General features: G+C 33.8%; 15 protein-coding genes. 14 read left to right on the top strand and 1 reads right to left on the bottom strand.

Annotated features, from left to right (window positions below):
* Window positions 1–11: 11 nt before the first annotated feature.
* Window positions 12–926, top strand: a complete 915-nt coding sequence (locus JO950_RS05310) for a dimethylarginine dimethylaminohydrolase family protein (protein WP_202701679.1) — start codon at window positions 12–14, stop codon at window positions 924–926.
* 76 nt (window positions 927–1,002) lie between these two features.
* Window positions 1,003–1,938, top strand: a complete 936-nt coding sequence (ctlX, locus tag JO950_RS05305) for a citrulline utilization hydrolase CtlX (protein ID WP_202701677.1) — start codon at window positions 1,003–1,005, stop codon at window positions 1,936–1,938.
* 76 nt (window positions 1,939–2,014) lie between these two features.
* Here ctlX and JO950_RS05300 read toward each other — a convergent pair whose 3' ends face one another.
* Window positions 2,015–2,644, bottom strand: coding sequence for a MarC family protein (locus JO950_RS05300; protein ID WP_173967247.1), 630 nt, complete (start codon window positions 2,642–2,644; stop codon window positions 2,015–2,017).
* A gap of 152 nt (window positions 2,645–2,796) precedes the next feature.
* Between JO950_RS05300 and JO950_RS05295 the strand changes: the two genes are divergently transcribed.
* The 12 genes from JO950_RS05295 (at window position 2,797) to JO950_RS05240 (ending at window position 17,486) form a co-directional block, all read left to right on the top strand.
* Window positions 2,797–3,162 carry a CoA-binding protein gene (locus JO950_RS05295; protein ID WP_202701675.1) on the top strand — a complete coding sequence of 122 codons (366 nt, stop codon included), beginning with the start codon at window positions 2,797–2,799 and terminating at the stop codon, window positions 3,160–3,162.
* 85 nt (window positions 3,163–3,247) lie between these two features.
* Complete coding sequence (gene recR / locus JO950_RS05290; RefSeq protein WP_202701673.1) at window positions 3,248–3,868, top strand: recombination mediator RecR; 621 nt, start codon at window positions 3,248–3,250, stop codon at window positions 3,866–3,868.
* Window positions 3,869–3,938: 70 nt separating this feature from the next.
* Entirely contained in the window at window positions 3,939–4,733 is a 795-nt protein-coding gene (locus JO950_RS05285; RefSeq protein ID WP_202701671.1) for a polysaccharide biosynthesis/export family protein, read from the top strand.
* Window positions 4,734–4,748: 15 nt separating this feature from the next.
* Entirely contained in the window at window positions 4,749–7,190 is a 2,442-nt protein-coding gene (locus tag JO950_RS05280; protein WP_202701669.1) for a polysaccharide biosynthesis tyrosine autokinase, read from the top strand.
* 10 nt (window positions 7,191–7,200) lie between these two features.
* Window positions 7,201–8,184: an SDR family oxidoreductase gene (locus JO950_RS05275; protein ID WP_202701667.1), complete on the top strand. Its 984-nt coding sequence runs from the start codon at window positions 7,201–7,203 to the stop codon at window positions 8,182–8,184.
* Between the two features lie 28 nt (window positions 8,185–8,212).
* A complete protein-coding gene (locus JO950_RS05270; RefSeq protein WP_202701665.1) occupies window positions 8,213–9,604 on the top strand; it encodes a UDP-glucose 6-dehydrogenase in 1,392 nt (463 codons plus the stop codon).
* 82 nt (window positions 9,605–9,686) lie between these two features.
* On the top strand, window positions 9,687–10,151 hold the full coding sequence (locus JO950_RS05265; RefSeq protein ID WP_202701663.1) for a UpxY family transcription antiterminator: 465 nt from the start codon (window positions 9,687–9,689) through the stop codon (window positions 10,149–10,151).
* A gap of 268 nt (window positions 10,152–10,419) precedes the next feature.
* Window positions 10,420–11,733 carry a nucleotide sugar dehydrogenase gene (locus JO950_RS05260; RefSeq protein WP_202701661.1) on the top strand — a complete coding sequence of 438 codons (1,314 nt, stop codon included), beginning with the start codon at window positions 10,420–10,422 and terminating at the stop codon, window positions 11,731–11,733.
* 31 nt (window positions 11,734–11,764) lie between these two features.
* Window positions 11,765–12,772: a mannose-1-phosphate guanylyltransferase gene (locus JO950_RS05255; RefSeq protein ID WP_202701659.1), complete on the top strand. Its 1,008-nt coding sequence runs from the start codon at window positions 11,765–11,767 to the stop codon at window positions 12,770–12,772.
* Window positions 12,773–12,784: 12 nt separating this feature from the next.
* The gene (gene rfbB, locus JO950_RS05250; protein WP_202701657.1) at window positions 12,785–13,831 is read left to right on the top strand and encodes a dTDP-glucose 4,6-dehydratase; all 1,047 of its coding nucleotides are present in this window, start codon (window positions 12,785–12,787) and stop codon (window positions 13,829–13,831) included.
* Window positions 13,832–13,880: 49 nt separating this feature from the next.
* Complete coding sequence (locus JO950_RS05245; RefSeq protein WP_202701655.1) at window positions 13,881–16,400, top strand: SLBB domain-containing protein; 2,520 nt, start codon at window positions 13,881–13,883, stop codon at window positions 16,398–16,400.
* 9 nt (window positions 16,401–16,409) lie between these two features.
* Window positions 16,410–17,486, top strand: a complete 1,077-nt coding sequence (locus tag JO950_RS05240; RefSeq protein ID WP_202701653.1) for a Wzz/FepE/Etk N-terminal domain-containing protein — start codon at window positions 16,410–16,412, stop codon at window positions 17,484–17,486.
* Window positions 17,487–17,813 lie beyond the last annotated feature (327 nt).

Raw genomic sequence — 17,813 nt, 5'->3', positions numbered from 1 at the left:
ACAATATAGTTATGTTGCAATTAAATATAAAGAACGAAACGTCTAGACTGCGGGCAGTAGTTTTGGGTTCTGCAGTTCATAATGGGCCAACTCCATCTTTAGAGGAAGCTTATGATCCTAAATCATTGGAACATATTAAAGCCGGGACTTATCCAATCGAAAAAGATATGATTGTCGAAATGGATGCTTTTAATGCCGTTTTTCAAAAATATGATGTAAAAGTATATCGTCCGGAAATGATTGAGAGTTACAATCAGATTTTTGCCCGTGATATAGGTTTTGTGATAGATGATACTTTTGTGAAATCTAATATTCTGCCAGACAGAGAACGTGAGTTGGATGCAATTCAATACGTAATCGACCAGATGGATCCGTTAAAAGTAGTTCGTCCACCGGAGGAAGTTCATATTGAAGGTGGAGATGTAATGTTGTGGAATGATCATGTGTTTATTGGAACTTATAAAGGAAGTGATTATAAAGATTACATTACGGCAAGAACTAATATGCATGGTGTTGAATATTTAAGAAAAATGTTCCCGAATAAAATTGTCAAAGAATTTGATTTGGTAAAATCTAAATTAGAAGCTCGTGACAATGCCTTACACCTTGACTGCTGTTTTCAGCCTGTTGGAAAAGATAAAGGAATTATCTACAAGAGAGGCTTCCGTGAAGAAGCAGATTATTTGTATCTGGTGAATCTTTTTGGAAAAGAAAATTTGTTTCATATCGAAAGAGACGAAATGTATAATATGTTTTCAAACGTATTTTCGATCGACGATAATGTTGTAGTTTCCGAAAAGAATTTTACCCGTCTGAACAATTGGCTGCGTGCTAATGGTTTTATGGTAGAGGAAATTCCATATGCAGAAATTGCAAAGCAGGAGGGATTGTTGAGATGTTCCACTTTACCATTAATAAGAGACTAAAAAAGTTTCAGGTTTCAGGTTTCAGGTTCCACAAACTTGAAACCTGAAACTTGAAATGAAAAAAAAAACATATAAAATGAAACAAACTACAAATGCGATCGTAATGATTCGGCCAGTAGCTTTCAGAATGAATGAGCAAACGGCAGTAAATAATTATTATCAAAAAGTATTAGACGGACTTTTACCAAGTACGGTAAATGCAAAAGCACAACAGGAATTCGATACTTTTGTTGAGAAACTCAGAGCAGTTGGAGTTGATGTCACTGTTATTGAAGATACTTTAGAAACCGATACCCCGGATAGTATTTTTCCAAATAACTGGATTTCATTTCATGAAAATGGAGATGTGGCACTGTATCCGATGTTTGCAGAGAATCGTCGTCAGGAGCGCCGTGAAGATATTTTAGATACGCTTGAAGAGAATGGCTTTGAGATCTCAAATATAGTTGACTATACATCGGCAGAAGAAGATGGCTATTTTTTAGAAGGAACCGGAAGTCTGCTTTTGGATAGAGCAAATGCAAAAGCGTACTGCGCTTTGTCTCCTCGTGCAGATGAAGAGCTGTTTATCGAATTCTGTGAAGATTTTGATTATGCCCCGGTTATTTTTGAAGCTTTTCAAACGGTTGACGGAGAACGTAAATTGATTTATCATACGAATGTAATGATGTGTCTGGGTGAAACATTCGCTGTTATCTGTGCAGATAGTATCGATGATAAAAAAGAACGTAAAATGGTTCTTGAAAATCTAAAAGCGGATAAAAAGGAAGTTATTCTAATCACCGAAGCACAGGTAAATAATTTTGCCGGAAATATGCTGGAAGTTCGAGGTACAAATGATAAGAGATATATTGTAATGAGTGCATCGGCACATCAGAGTCTGACTCCGAAACAAATTGCACAATTAGAAAATCATGCGGAAATTTTAAGTTCCAGTTTGGATACTATCGAAGCTTGTGGAGGTGGAAGTGCCCGCTGTATGATGGCTGAAGTATTTTTGCCAAGAAGCTAAATAGGTTTTTAAATATAAAAAAAGGGGATAAAACTATGTTTTATCCCCTTTTTTATTAGATGTATGTTGATCGTGTTTACATCAGGTTTCCTTTAACAATATTGATGATGGAGCTAACGATATATTGAATTCCAATTGAAATTACAATAAAACCGACAATTCTGGAAATAGCTACGATTCCTGAAGCACCAAGTATACGCGCTAAATAATGAGCACTTTTAAGGATTGCAAAAATTGTAAATGCAATTGCCAGGATAGCGGAACATGAAATTATAATTTCGTTTATTCCGTGGTGCTCCTGATAAAAAGCAATTAATAGAGACATTGATCCCGGTCCTGCGAGCATTGGTATTGCCAAAGGCGTTAAAGCGATGTCGTTTCTTTGTTGTGCGTCCGTTTCGATTTTTTTATTGATTCCTCGTTTTTTATTGAATTTTCCTGAAAGTAAAGAAAAACCGGAATTTACAATTACGATTCCCCCCGCAATTCTTAAAGCATCAATGCTTATTCCAAAAAAAGTCAAAACATACTGACCGATAAAATAGGAGACCAATAAAATGATTCCAACATTAATAGCGGTCCAAAGTGAAATTCGGGAACGTTCTTTTTGAGAATCGTGTTGTGTCAGTCCAACAAAAATAGGCACGGTGCCGATAGGGTTTAATACTGAAAACAGTGCGGCAAATAAATAAATGAATAAATCCATAGAGTTTAGGTTAGTGCCGTAAAAATAGACATTTTTTAAAACTTCGAGCTAAGATCATGTAAGGATATTGTTTTTTACTGCTTTTAATTCTAAAAAGATAACCTAAAATAAGCTCATTCTTTTTGATTACTTTTGCAGTATATTTAAAAATAATGAGAAATAAGAAAACACTTGTTCTTGGTGCTACTACAAAACCGGAACGTTACGCTTTTAAAGCTATAAATATGCTGGTTGAAAAAGGACATACTGTATTGGCAATTGGTCAGAACAAAGGCGAAGTTGCCGGCGTGAAGATTCATACAAAAACAATTCCGGTAAAAAATATTGATACTGTTACGTTGTATTTAAATCCTGCCCGTCAGCGCGAATATTACAATTATATTATAGAAGCACAGCCTAAAAGAGTTGTTTTTAATCCAGGGGCTGAGAATCCGGAATTTTATCAATTGTTAGAATTAAATAATATCAAGGCAGAAGTGGCCTGTACTTTAGTTTTATTGGCTACAAATCAGTATTAAGTTTTTTGTTTTTGACCTCAGAAAATTGAGGAATTCATTTTTAATCGGATCAGAAAAGAAACATTAATGTATTACTTTTGTCGTCATGGAATTTTCATCAAAATTAATAGAAAAAGCAGTAAGTGAAATGTCGCAATTGCCCGGAATTGGTAAACGTACGGCGTTGCGATTAGTGCTGCATTTGTTAAAACAGCCTAAAGAACAAACCGGTTTTTTATCTCAGGCTCTATTGAATATGCGTGAGAATATTAAATTTTGTCAAAATTGTCATAACATCTCAGATACCAAAGTCTGCGAAATTTGTGCTAACTCATCAAGAAACCATCAAACGATTTGTGTTGTCGAGGATATTCGTGACGTTATGGCGATTGAAAACACGGGTCAGTATAAAGGAATTTATCATGTACTTGGAGGGAAAATTTCTCCAATTGAAGGAGTTGGCCCCAGTCAATTGAATGTTTCAAGTCTGGTCGAAAAAGTAAAGGCAGGAAAGGTGGTGGAAATTATTTTTGCACTCAGCTCTACAATGGAAGGGGATACCACTAATTTTTACATCTATAAACAAATTGCCGAATCGGAAATCATAATTTCTACCATTGCAAGAGGAATTTCAGTGGGAGATGAATTGGAATATGCGGATGAAATCACCCTTGGCCGAAGTATTTTACATCGGGTTCCATTCGAAAAAACTTTCAAAAACAATTAAATAAACCCAAATAACGCTTAGATTTTCTGAAGATTAAAGGAAAAGCTATATTTGCGATAAAATTTTACTAATGACAAAAAAAGGCTTTTATATCCTGCTATTGATTAGCATACTATTTACATCTTGTATTCCTGTTAAAGACATGGTTTATTTACAGGATAAAAATAATTCCGGAGAGCAGAAAAATATTGCTGCTGTGGAGTCTAAGCCTTACAGGCTGCAGGTAAACGATGTTTTGAGTATTGATATAAAAGCAATTGATCCTAAGTTAGTTTCGATTTTTAATACTACGGAGAGTGCTTCTTCGGGAACAGGAAAATCGGAATCAGGGTTATATTTTAATGGATTTACGGTTGACGATCATGGTAATATCAGAATGCCGGTTTTAGGAGAAATTAATGTTATTGGGTATACCCTTGAAGAGATTCGTGTTCGAATTGAAAAAAAACTACTGGAAGAATATTTTAAAAGTGAAGCGAATATTTTTGTTACGGTAAAATTGGCAGGTTTTAGATATACCATAAATGGAGAAGTAGGTAGTACCGGAACTAAAACGCTGTTTCAGGAACATGTAAATATTATGGAAGCTATTGCAAATGCTGGAGATATCTCCATTACAGGTAATAGAAAAGCGGTAACTGTAATTCGTCAAACTCCAACAGGTGTTCAGATGCAGGATATCGATTTGACGGATATAAATGTGATGAAATCGCCTTATTTTTATTTACAGCCTAACGATTATATTTATGTAAAACCAGTTAAGCAAAAATCTTGGGGAACAGGAAAAACGGGGATAGAATCTATTACTACAATTATTACGGTTTTGTCTTTGGCGACAACGGTATATTTGTTGCTTAAAAACTAAAATTAAATTCAAAAGATGTTAGATATTAAAGATTTTTCCATTTTTGAAAATCATTCAAATTTTGATTTTAAGGGATTCTTACTGAAAATCGCCAGTTACTGGAAATTGTTTTTAGTCAGTCTGATAATAGCTTTTGCTATTGCTTATCAGGTAAACATTCGTAAAGAAAAAATTTACGGAATGCAGACTATGGTTTCAATTAAGGAAGAACGAAATCCTTTTTTTACCTCCAATACAAGTTTAGTCTTTAATTGGGGTGGTGTTTCAGATCAGGTAAACGGAATCACAACTGTTATACAATCAAGATCACACAACGAGCTGGTTGTGGATAAATTACAGTTTTATATTGATTATCTTGTTCAGGGAAAATACAATTTAGTTGATGCTTACGGTGCGGTTCCTTTTTACGTGAAAATTGACAAAACAAAAGCGCAGCTCGCTAATACATTAATTGGGATTAAGTTTTTGAGTCCAACTGAATATGAAATTCGAATTCCATTTGAAAGTAATTCAGTTTCATTAATTACGTATTCCAATAAGAGTTATAGTAATACAACCGTTCAGCCTAAAGAGTATGTGAGAAGGTGTAAAGCTGGAGAACAAGTCACGCTTCCTTTTTTAAACTGGAATTTACAGATAAATGATAATCCGGGATTTTATACTGGAAATGAGTATTTTGTTAGATTTAATGATTTTGACGGAACAGTATCGGGTTATAGAGGTGTGAGTGTCAACGCTGATGAAAAAGGAGGATCAATATTGACTCTGGGGATGCAAGGTACCAATAAAGCCAGGATGGTTGAATATTTGAATTCGACAGTAAAAATGTTAATCAAAATTCAGCTGGACGGAAAAAATCAGTTTGCAACAAATACTATTCGATTTATTGATAGTACTCTTATTGCTATGGAAACGCAATTGAAGCAAACAGGTAATGAGTTGAAATCGTTTAGAAAAGATAAAAATATTTACGAAATTGAAGCTGGAGGAGCTAAGGTTTCGGATAAAATAATGGATTTTGATGTTGAAAAAGATCAGGTCACAAGAAAAATTGCGTATTATAATTCTTTAAAATCGTATTTAAATAATAGCAACGACTATTCAAGACTACCGGCTCCTACAGTAGCAGGGATTGAAGATCCAAATGTTGTTGTGAATGTGTCGAAACTTATTGCGCTATCTACACAAAGATCAGAAATGGCTTACGCCGTAAAAAGCGATAAGATTTTCAAGGATTTTGATAATCAAATGCAGGCTATAAAAAGTGTTTTATTAGAAAATATAGCTTCTGCGAAAGGATCGTTACTGACAGATTTGGCTATGGTAAATGCAAAAATAGGTCAGGCAGAAAGTACTGTAAAAAAACTTCCGGAAGAACAACAGGAGTTGCTGAAAATTCAAAGAAAATATGACTTAAGTGACAATATTTATACTGAATTTTTGAAAAAAAGAAACGAAGCTGAGATCGTAAAAGCATCCAATTTGTCGGACATTCATTTTATTGATCCTGCAAAAGATATCGGAGGAGGATTAATTGGCCCGAAAACTTCTGTAAACTACGTATTGGCATTGTTTTTAGGGATGTTAATTCCTTTGCTGTTTGTTTTTGGAATTTTCTTTATCAACAACTCGATCCAGAATACTGAAGATATTAGTAAATTGACACAAATACCGTTAATTGGTATCATCGGAGTAAATAAAGATTCGTTAAGTTTGGCGGTATTAGACAAGCCAAAATCGGCATTATCGGAAGCATTTAGAGCTATACGTTCCTCTTTACAGTTTTTATACAAGAAACAGCAGGTGAGTGGTTCGAAAACTCTTATGATTACGTCGTCAATAAGTGGTGAAGGAAAGACATTTTGCTCCATAAATATTGCTACAGTATTTGCTTTAAGCGAAAAGAAAACGGTAATTCTTGGTTTGGATTTAAGAAAACCGAGATTGGCAGATGAGTTCAATTTGAAAAATCAAATCGGTGTTGTGAATTACCTCATAAAGCAAAATAGTTTAGAAGAAATTACACACCATACAGGAGTTCCAAATCTTGATGTTATACTTTCGGGGCCAATTCCGCCAAATCCTTCAGAGTTAATTTTGAGTGATGTGATGAGAGAGATGATCCTAGAGCTGAAGCAAAAATATGATTATATTATTCTGGATACACCTCCGGTTGGGTTAGTTTCGGATGCGTTAGAACTTGCACAGTTTGCAGATGTAACTCTTTATATAGTAAGGCAAAATTATACCAAAAAGGATATGATTACATTGCTAAATACCAGAGTTAAAAGAGGGGAACTGAATAATGCCAGCATTGTGTTAAATGGTTATGAGAATAAGGCAAAATATGGAGCGGCTTATGGATACGGTTACGGAGCTTATGCAAACGGTTATCACGATGAAGAGAAAAAACATGGTGTTTGGAAGACGATTTTGAGTAAATTCAATAAAAAATAAGTGGAAGCAAATGAGTACATCAAAACAACATACAATTTTGATTACAGGTGGAGCTGGATTTATCGGATCAAATTTATCGGAATATTTTTTAGGACTTGGGTATAAAGTGGTTTGTCTGGATAATTTTTCGACAGGTCATCGTCATAATTTAAAGGATTTTATTTCAAATTCAAATTTTAGATTAATTGAAGGAGATATTCGAAATTTTGCCGATTGTGTGTCAGCTGTTGAAGGCGCTGATTATGTTTTACATCAGGCCGCTTTAGGTTCTGTTCCAAGATCAATTAATGATCCTATTACGACAAACGATGTGAATGTTTCCGGTTTTTTAAATATGCTGACCGCTTCTCGTGATGCCAAAGTTAAAAGGTTTATTTATGCAGCAAGTTCTTCAACTTATGGGGATTCTCAGGGATTACCGAAAGTTGAGGATGTAATAGGAAAGCCTTTGTCTCCATATGCCATTACAAAATATGTAAACGAACTCTATGCCGAGATTTTTAGTAAAACTTATGGATTAGAGACTATCGGATTGCGATATTTTAATGTTTTTGGTAGAAAGCAGGATCCTAATGGAGCTTATGCTGCTGTAATTCCGAAGTTTGTTATGCAGTTAATGAAATATGAAAGTCCTGTGATTAATGGGGATGGAAATTATTCAAGAGATTTTACTTACATAGACAATGTAATTCAGATGAATGAATTGGCTATGACGAGTCAGAATCCGGAAGCCATAAATACAGTTTATAATACCGCTTTTGGTGATCGAAACACTTTAAATGATTTAGTAGGTTATTTAAAGGAGTACTTAGTAACATTTGATTCTAAAATTTCTGACGTGGAAATAGTTTATGGGGCAAATCGTCCAGGAGATATTCCACATTCATTAGCAAGTATTGATAAAGCAAGAAAAATGCTGGGATATGACCCTAAATATTCTTTACAGGAAGGATTGAAGGAAGCTGTGGGCTGGTATTGGAAGAATTTGAAATAAATTAAAGATCAAGATAATAGTATAGTAAATGAAAATTACAAAAATTTGTTGCATTGGTGCTGGTTATGTTGGAGGTCCAACTATGGCGGTAATTGCTCAAAAATGCCCACATATTCAAGTGACTGTTGTCGATTTGAACGAACAAAGAATTATAGACTGGAATGACCCAAATACGGATAATATTCCGATTTATGAACCGGGGCTTTCAGAAATAGTAGCGGAGGCCAGAGGAAGGAATTTATTTTTTTCGACAGAAGTTGAAAAAGCAATTGATGAGGCTCAGGTGATTTTTATTTCAGTAAATACACCAACCAAGACTTATGGTAAGGGAAAGGGGATGGCAGCCGATTTAAAATACATTGAATTATGCGCCCGACAAATTGCAAAAGTAGCCAAGGAAAACAAAATTGTTGTTGAGAAGTCAACTTTGCCAGTACGTACAGCGGAAGCTATTAAAAGCATTTTGGATAATACAGGAAATGGAGTTCAGTTTCAAATTTTATCGAATCCTGAATTCCTGGCTGAAGGGACTGCGGTTACTGATTTGTTGAATCCGGATCGAATTTTAATTGGTGGAGATACAACACCAGAAGGTGAAGAAGCAATTAAAGCATTGGTTGATGTTTACGCAAACTGGGTAGACAAAGAAAAAATTTTGACGACTAATGTGTGGTCGTCAGAATTATCAAAATTAACGGCAAATGCATTTTTGGCGCAACGTATCTCGTCTATAAATGCAATGTCAGAATTGTGTGAAAAAACAGGTGCTGATGTTAATGAAGTTGCCCGTGCCATTGGAATGGATAGCAGAATTGGACCAAAATTCTTAAAAGCATCAGTTGGTTTTGGAGGTTCTTGCTTTCAAAAAGACATTCTTAATTTAGTGTATATTGCAAAATCTTACGGATTAAATGAAGTAGCAGATTATTGGGAACAAGTAATTATAATGAACGATCATCAGAAGAAAAGATTCTCAAGTAAGATTGTTCAGACTTTATACAATACTGTAGCCGATAAGAAAATTGCATTTTTAGGTTGGGCTTTCAAAAAAGACACCAATGATACAAGAGAATCTGCAGCAATTTATGTTGCGGATGATTTGATTAATGAACAGGCAAGGATCTCAGTTTACGATCCGAAAGTTTCAAAGATTAAGATATTAAATGATCTAAATTATTTAGAGACGAGGTCAGTGGAAGAGAACAATCTGGCAGTTTCAAACTTTGCTAGCGCTTACGACGCATGTAAAGATGCTCATGCAATTGCTATTTTAACAGAATGGGACGAGTTTACAACATACGATTGGCAAAAGATATACGATTCTATGCATAAGCCGGCCTTCCTTTTCGATGGTAGAAATATCTTGGATGCAAAAAAACTAGAATCAATTGGTTTTATTTATAATGGGATTGGTTCCTAATTGAAAAAGATATTGAAGTGAAATTCAATAGAAAATAGGAAAGTGAGGATGTTGGAGATTTTAGTCATTGTAAAGGAAAATTATGAATTGGTATGTTGTTTATACAAAACCGAAATGGGAGAAGAAAGTTGCGGATAGGCTGATTCAAATGGGGATTGAATGTTATTGCCCATTAATTACGAAAGTGAAAGATTGGTCAGATAGAAAGAAGAAAGTTGAAGTCCCTCTTTTTAATTCTTACGTATTCGTTCAATTGAAAGATATTGATCGAAATTCAGTTTTTCAGATAGCCGGGGTAGTCCGTTATTTGTTTTGGTTGGGGAAACCGGCCATAGTTCGCGATGAAGAAATTAATAGTATAAAAGCAAGTCTGAAAGCTCCAAATATAAGCGATATATCAGTAACTTCAATTCAGGCTGGAGATCGAATTAAAATAGAATCCGGCGCTTTTAGTAATCAGGAAGCGATAGTTCAGGAAGTGTCAAATACACATTATATATTGGTTTTGGAATCTTTGGGATGTGTGCTTAAAATAAAATACAAATAAAATAGTTATAGTTTAACTATTTCATTTAAAACAGAGGGTAAAATTCTTTAATTTGAGATTTTATTTCTCTGTTTTTTTTATAATATAATTTTTTGCATGCTGATTGATAGAGGATTGTTGAATTAAGTTTTTTTTAATAGTCCGTTTTTTTAGTATTACGAGAAACCGTATTGATTAACTTGACTTAATATACTATATTTGCCGAAAATAAATGTAGGGTGTCTGGGGCAAAAAAATGTGACTCAGAAGGGCGGAGCCGTGAATTGAAATGACTGAAGTGGATAAAAAAGAATACAAATTGGATGAAAACATAAAGATAGCCGTTATAGGCTTAGGTTATGTTGGTTTACCTTTGGCCAGATTATTTGCTACAAAATTTGCCGTTGTAGGTTTTGATATCAATGAAGGGCGAGTTGCTTCTCTGAAATCAGGTACAGATACTACATTGGAAATAGATGACGAGACTTTACAGAAGGTTTTGGTCGATAATTCTGATGACAAACCAGGGTTGTACTGCACAACTTCTATAGAAGATATCGCAGATTGTAATTATTTTGTGATAACAGTTCCTACTCCGGTAGATAAAAATAATCGTCCTGATTTAACTCCGTTATATAAATCTAGTGAAACAGTTGGTAAAGTGTTAAAAAGGGGGGATATTGTGATTTACGAATCGACTGTATACCCTGGTGTAACGGAGGAAGAGTGTGTGCCAGTTTTAGAAAAGGTTTCGGGATTAAAATTCAATGAAGACTTTTTTGCAGGATACTCGCCTGAAAGAATAAACCCTGGTGATAAAGAACATACTGTTGAGAAAATTCTAAAGGTAACCTCAGGGTCTACTGCGGAGATCGGTCAAAAAGTAGATGCGCTTTATAAAAGTGTAATTACTGCTGGAACACATTTGGCTCCTTCAATAAAAGTTGCGGAGGCAGCTAAAGTGATCGAGAATTCACAACGAGATATTAATATTGCCTTTGTAAACGAGTTAGCTAAGATATTCAATCTTATGGATATTGATACTCAAGAAGTATTGGCGGCAGCTTCTACAAAATGGAATTTTTTACCTTTTAAACCCGGATTGGTTGGAGGACACTGCATTGGTGTAGATCCTTATTATCTGGCACAGAGAGCTCAAGAATTTGGATATCATCCTGAAATAATTTTGGCAGGACGACGTTTAAACGACAGTATGGGAGAGTATGTAGCTGCTCAGGTGGTAAAACTGATGATAAAAAAAGGAATTTCTGTTAATGGAGCTAATCTGTTAATGCTTGGAATTACTTTCAAGGAAAATTGTCCGGATGTTAGAAATACAAAGATTGTTGATGTAATCAAAGCGTTAAAAGAATACGGAATAACAGTCACATTATATGATCCTTTAGCCAGTATAGAGGAAGTTAAAGAAGAATACAAATTACAAACTATTAATTCTGTACCAAAAGAAAAATTTGATGCTATTGTACTTGGAGTAGCACATGCTGAATTTTTAAATCTGGATTTTTCAGAGTTGCAGAAAGAAAATAGTTTATTATACGATGTAAAAGGAGTCTTAGGTACTATAGCTGATAGCAGGCTATAGTGCATAAATTCCTTTTTTTATTTAAAAAAGAATGAAAGACAACAATTCAATTATACATGTAATTCTAACAGGAGGAGTAGGAAGTAGGTTATGGCCACTTTCTCGTAAAAGTCAGCCAAAACAATATCTAGAAATATTTGAGAATAAATCTTTGTTTGAAATTACTGTTGAACGCAATAGCCATTTAGCGGATAAAGTTATGGTTGTTGGTAATGTTGATAACCACCATCTGAGTGGAAAAGTAATGAATAAAACTAAAACGAATTATCTAAACATTGTTGAAGCTACACCGAGAAATACTGCAGCGGCAATTGCTTTTGCTGCTTTCGCATCTAATCCTGATGATATTTTAATTGTAACTCCGTCTGATCATATTATTGATAAAATGGATGATTATAATAATGCTATTCAGAAAGCGATTGCAAAAGCAAATGATGGGTTTATCGTGACGTTTGGAATTATACCTACAAAACCTGAAACTGGATATGGTTATATCGAGTCAAAAGACGATAATGTTTTATCTTTTAGAGAAAAACCAAATGAAACAACAGCGAAAGAATTTATTGCAAGAGGTAATTTTCTGTGGAATAGTGGAATGTTTTGCTTTAAATCAGGGGTGTTGTTAGATGAGTTAAAACAATTTCAACCTGATGTGTACGAAAAATCAAAAGCAGTTTGGGAGGCTTCTAAAGAGGGATTTCTAGATCTAGACTTGTCAATGCAGATACCATCAATAAGTATAGATTATGCCGTTATGGAACGCAGTAAGAAGATAAAAGTAGTTCCTGCTTCTTTTTCTTGGTCTGATTTGGGATCTTTTGAGTCGGTATATGAATACCTGGTGTCAAAAGGACATCCAGTAGATGTAAATGGCAATATGGTAATTGGATGTGATAGTTATACAACTTTTTTAGGATTAAAAAACACAATTTTCGTTCACACAGATACTGCGAATCTGATTCTTCAAAAGGAGAATTCTCAAGATGTGAAAGACATATACAGCGCATTAGAAAGGCAAAATTCAGAATTATTAAATTAATCAGAAAGCAAAATGAAGAAAATTCTTATAACTGGCGGTGCTGGTTTTATTGGTTCACACGTAGTAAGACGTTTTGTAAATAAATATCCTGAGTATCAAATTTTTAATTTAGATGCGTTGACTTATGCAGGAAACCTTGAAAATATCAAAGATATTGAGGATAAGTCTAACTATACATTTGTAAAAGGAGATATTGTAAACGAAACTTTTATAAATGAACTTTTTTCGGCACATAATTTTGACGGTGTTTTGCATTTAGCTGCAGAATCCCATGTTGATCGCTCTATTGAAGATCCTTTAGCTTTCGTTAAAACTAATGTAATTGGAACAATGAATTTATTAAATGCAGCGAAGAATCAATGGAAAGGGAATTTTGAAGGGAAGCGTTTTTATCATATCAGTACAGACGAAGTTTATGGCTCACTTGGAACTGAGGGACTTTTTACAGAAACAACTTGTTACGATCCTAATTCTCCTTATTCTGCTTCTAAGGCAAGTTCAGATCACTTTGTGAGAGCTTATGGAGAGACTTATGGTTTGCCTTATGTGTTGACAAATTGTTCTAACAATTATGGCTCTTATCATTTCCCAGAGAAATTAATTCCTCTTTTTATAAATAATATTATCAATAATAAAGCTTTACCAGTTTATGGAGATGGTAATTATACCCGTGATTGGTTATTTGTGGAAGATCATGCGATTGCAATAGATTTGGTTTTTCACGAAGGTAAAAATCATGAAACTTACAATATCGGAGGTTTTAATGAATGGAAGAATATAGATCTGGTTAAACTATTATGCCAGATTATGGATCAGAAACTAGGTAGATCAGAAGGGACTTCACAAGAATTAATTACTTATGTGAAAGACAGGCCTGGACATGATTTGCGTTATGCCATAGATGCGTCAAAAATTAATAAAGAATTGGGATGGAAACCATCTGTAACTTTTGAAGAAGGCTTAGAAAAAACGATTAATTGGTATCTGAATAATGAAGAGTGGTTACAGAATGTGACTTCCGGTTCTTATAAAGATTATTATCATAAACAATACTCATAAAATAAACATTTCGCTTCAACCAAACTTAAGGTTAAATTTAAATTTAAATATGAAAAAGATACTATACGTTCTTATTTTGTTTTTTACTTTACTTGTGTCTTTTAATGCAAGTGCTCAGGATATAATAAAGTCGAAGGATTTAAGCACTGTAAAAGTCGATTATTTATCGGATGACGAAATCGGTAAGATTGTTACTCAGTTAAAAAGTAATAATGCTACCATTAACGATGTTCAGTCAATGGCTTTGTCAAAAGGAATGACTCAGAGTGAATTCGATAAATTAAGAACACGAGTAACAGAGTACGAGAAAAAAAACGTTAAAGACAAAGATAAGAACTCGAAAGATAAGGATAAAAAGAAAGACGATAAGTCAAAAGAGCTTGATAAAGATTCTGAGTTTGGAAGAAAACAAGAGAAGATTAAAAATGAAAAAATAAAAGATTCATTAAACGCTTTGATTTTTGGATCTGAATTATTTGATAATCCAACTTTAAATTTTGAACCGGATTTGAAAATGGCAACACCGGTAAACTATATTTTAGGGCCAGGTGATAAATTAGAAGTTAGTATATATGGTATTCAACAGTTTGATGATACAGTTCCGGTTAATTTTGAAGGTAAAATTTCAATTCAAAATGTTGGACAAATAGCAGTATCCGGAATGTCAATTGAAGCTGCTTCACAAAGAATAAAAGCGGCGATCGCAAGAGTTTATAGTACGGTTCGTTCCGGACAATCTCAGGTTAGTGTTAGTTTAGGTGATATTAGAACAATTAAAGTAACAATTGTTGGAGGGAAGCAACCGGGTAATTACTCTGTTTCCTCTCTTGCTTCTGTATATAATGCACTTCATTTAGCGGGGGGGCCAGGTAAGAATGGCAGTTATAGAAATATAGAATTGATTCGAAATAACAGAGTTTATAAGAATGTTGATATTTACAAGTTTTTGGTAAAAGGCGATCAGTCGGATAACGTTAGTTTAAAGGATAATGATGTTATTAGAATCCCTGCTTATACTCAAAGAGTGACAGTTGAGGGAGAGGTGAAACGACCAGGAATTTTCGAGATGAGAAAAGGAGAAAAATTTTCTGATCTTTTGAATTTTGCATCAGGATTCAATGAGTTTGCTTATACCGCTTCAGTAAATGTACTTCAGAAAACTGGAAAGGAGTTTAAAGTTCATGATATCAACGAAAGTGAATATGGTTCGTATCTTCCGCAATCTGGAGATGTGTTCAAGGTTACAAAGATTTTGAACCGATTCGAAAATCGTATTAAAATTGAAGGAGCTGTTTTCAGACCGGATTATTACTCTTATAATGAAGGAATGAGAATTTCAGATCTTATCACAAGAGCGGAAGGACTTAAGGAAGATGCTTATACCAAAAGAGCAAGAATTATTCGTTTGAAGACCGATTTAACAACTGAGATAGTTAATGTAGATTTAAGTGCTGCTTTGTCTGGAGATTTAAATGCTGATTTGGAGCTTAAAAGAGAAGATATTGTTACGGTGTATTCTATTTTAGAGTTTAGAGAGGAATATAAAGTAACTATTGATGGAGAAGTTAAAAATCCTGGTGAATACGAGTATTTCGAAAATCTAACTTTAAATGATCTAGTAGTACAAGTTGGTGGTTTGACTGGATCGGCATCAAAAAGAGTTGAAATAGCCCGAATGGTAAAATCTGATGTAATCGATGATGCTGACCCTAAAAAAATTGAATTGGTTGAGCTTGAAATTACCGCTGATAACAACGAACAGATTAAAAACTTTGTGTTAAAGCCTTTTGATGTGATTAACATAAGAAGAATGGCAGTTTACGAAAAGCCTGAAATGGTTAAGGTAAGTGGAGCTGTTACCTATCCGGGTAAATATGTTCTAGCCAATAAAAAGGAAACTGTTTACAACGTTGTAATGAGAGCAGGAGGTTTAACATCTATTGCGAATCTGGATGGTATGAAAATAAAAAGGCCAATAAAGCAAGAGCAAATAGAGCAATTAGAAACTGTAAATCTTAATTTGGATAAAAAACTGACTGCGGAAGAAGAAGCGATGAAACCAAAACAGGAAGGTCTAAATTTAAAAGAAAAAGATACACTTAGTTCTAAATTATCTAAAAAACTTAGAGACGAGTTAAAATTTGCTACTATTCCTGTAAATTGGGAAAAGATCGTAAAAGATAAGAATCACTATTCAAACGTTACTTTGTTCCCAGGTGATGAGATCGAGGTGTCAGTTTACAATGAAGGAGTTAAAGTTACTGGCAATGTATTGTTGACATCGGAGATTCCATATAGAAGTGGTAAAGGGTTTAAGTATTACATAAATTCTGTAGGAGGTGTCGATAGCAAAGGATGGAAGAAAAAGGCTTATATTATTTATCCAAATGGAAAAGCTTCTGTAACGACATCTTTTTTGTTTTTTAGATCTTATCCTAGAGTAGAACCTGATTCCCAAATTGTTGTTCCTGAAAAACCTCAAACCAAAAAAATGACAGCAGGGGAATGGGTTGGTATTGGTAGCGTGATTTCTAGTTTAGCATTATTAATAGTAACGGCTTTTAAATAGATAGGTATAATGGAAAGTAGGAATATTGCAAAAGATGAAATTTCATTAAAAGATTTATTAGTAAAAGTTAAAAATTGGATCGATTACTTATTGTATCGCTGGAAAATTATCTTTCTAGGGGGAGTAATTGGGGCAATTTTAGGAGTTACATATTCATTTATGACAAAGCCAGTATACACTGCTACACTTTCATTCGCATTAGAAGATGAGAAAGGAGGTGGAGGTGGAGGTCTCGGGAGTGCTTTAGGTTTGGCAAGTTCATTTGGACTAGATTTAGGAGGAAGTGGAGGAGGTATATTTACAGGGGCTAACTTAACTGAATTGTTCAAATCTAGGTATATGGTAGAAAAAACGCTCTTATCTCCAGTTAGGTTTAAGGGGAAAGTAACTTCTCTTGCTGAAATGTATATTCAAAACAATGAGTGGAGAAAGAAATGGAATGATGATTCTGCATTAGTTAATATGAGATTTTTAGCAAATGCTGATCGTAGAACTTTTACACGTGCTCAAGATAGTGTATTAGGGAAAATTTATGAAAATTTATCAATGAAAGGGCTTAGTGTTATTCAAAAAGATAAGAAAATATCTATAATTAATATTGATGTAAAATCTACTGACGAGCTTTTTTCTAAGTATCTATGTGAAGCTTTAGCTAAAGAAGTAGGGGAATTTTATGTTGAAACAAAAAGTAAAAAAGCTAGAACGAACATGTCTATTTTGGAACATCAAGTCGATTCTATTAAAAGAGAACTTAATAGCGCAATTACTGGTGTAGCTATCGCTAATGATAATACTTTTAATTTAAATCCGGCGCTTAATGTAAGAAGAACTCCTTCATCTAGAAGACAAGTTGATGTTCAGGCAAATTCGGCTATACTTACTGAATTGGTTAAGCAAAGTGAATTAGCGAAAGTAACGTTGCGTAAAGAAACACCTTTAATACAAGTTATTGATAAACCAATTTTACCATTACGAAAAGAGAGTTTTGGAAAAATTAAAGGTTTTGTTTTTGGAGGTGTTTTAGGTACTATTTTATTTCTATTTGCTTTAGTTGTAAATAGAGTCTTTAAAAAGTTATTAGCATAAGGTTGACTAATAATTAAATTGTAAAAGTAGAATAGTCGTTTTTTAATTTTATGGTTAACAACTAAATAAATTTGAAAAGCTAAACAAGATTTTGATTATTTAATCTTGCTTATTATTACTTTTTTTTATAAAAATAATTAGCTATGTAAATTTCAATGAGAAATTACTCCTTATATACAATAAATAGACAAACTATTAAAAAAAAAATCAATTTAACTAATTAGATATTGTTTTACAAAAATTAAAAAATAATAGTATAGTAAATGAAAATTACAAAAATTTGTTGCATTGGTGCTGGTTATGTTGGAGGTCCAACTATGGCGGTAA

The sequence above is a fragment of the Flavobacterium sp. UGB4466 genome (assembly GCF_903469665.1).
GTDB lineage: Bacteria > Bacteroidota > Bacteroidia > Flavobacteriales > Flavobacteriaceae > Flavobacterium > Flavobacterium lipolyticum.
Note: the sequence above shows the minus strand (reverse complement) of the source record. Positions and strands in the feature narration are given on the sequence as shown.

Bases quoted from the DNA above. Each gene is read 5' to 3' on its own strand.
- JO950_RS05275 (WP_202701667.1), top strand. From the start codon at position 7,201: ATGAGTACATCAAAACAACATACAATTTTGATTACAGGTGGAGCTGGA.
- JO950_RS05245 (WP_202701655.1), top strand. From the start codon at position 13,881: ATGAAAAAGATACTATACGTTCTTATTTTGTTTTTTACTTTACTTGTG.
- JO950_RS05285 (WP_202701671.1), top strand. From the start codon at position 3,939: ATGACAAAAAAAGGCTTTTATATCCTGCTATTGATTAGCATACTATTT.
- JO950_RS05265 (WP_202701663.1), top strand. From the start codon at position 9,687: ATGAATTGGTATGTTGTTTATACAAAACCGAAATGGGAGAAGAAAGTT.
- ctlX (WP_202701677.1), top strand. From the start codon at position 1,003: ATGAAACAAACTACAAATGCGATCGTAATGATTCGGCCAGTAGCTTTC.
- recR (WP_202701673.1), top strand. From the start codon at position 3,248: ATGGAATTTTCATCAAAATTAATAGAAAAAGCAGTAAGTGAAATGTCG.
- JO950_RS05280 (WP_202701669.1), top strand. From the start codon at position 4,749: ATGTTAGATATTAAAGATTTTTCCATTTTTGAAAATCATTCAAATTTT.
- JO950_RS05310 (WP_202701679.1), top strand. From the start codon at position 12: ATGTTGCAATTAAATATAAAGAACGAAACGTCTAGACTGCGGGCAGTA.
- JO950_RS05260 (WP_202701661.1), top strand. From the start codon at position 10,420: ATGACTGAAGTGGATAAAAAAGAATACAAATTGGATGAAAACATAAAG.
- JO950_RS05300 (WP_173967247.1), bottom strand. From the start codon at position 2,644: ATGGATTTATTCATTTATTTATTTGCCGCACTGTTTTCAGTATTAAAC.
- JO950_RS05255 (WP_202701659.1), top strand. From the start codon at position 11,765: ATGAAAGACAACAATTCAATTATACATGTAATTCTAACAGGAGGAGTA.
- JO950_RS05240 (WP_202701653.1), top strand. From the start codon at position 16,410: ATGGAAAGTAGGAATATTGCAAAAGATGAAATTTCATTAAAAGATTTA.
- JO950_RS05270 (WP_202701665.1), top strand. From the start codon at position 8,213: ATGAAAATTACAAAAATTTGTTGCATTGGTGCTGGTTATGTTGGAGGT.
- JO950_RS05295 (WP_202701675.1), top strand. From the start codon at position 2,797: ATGAGAAATAAGAAAACACTTGTTCTTGGTGCTACTACAAAACCGGAA.
- rfbB (WP_202701657.1), top strand. From the start codon at position 12,785: ATGAAGAAAATTCTTATAACTGGCGGTGCTGGTTTTATTGGTTCACAC.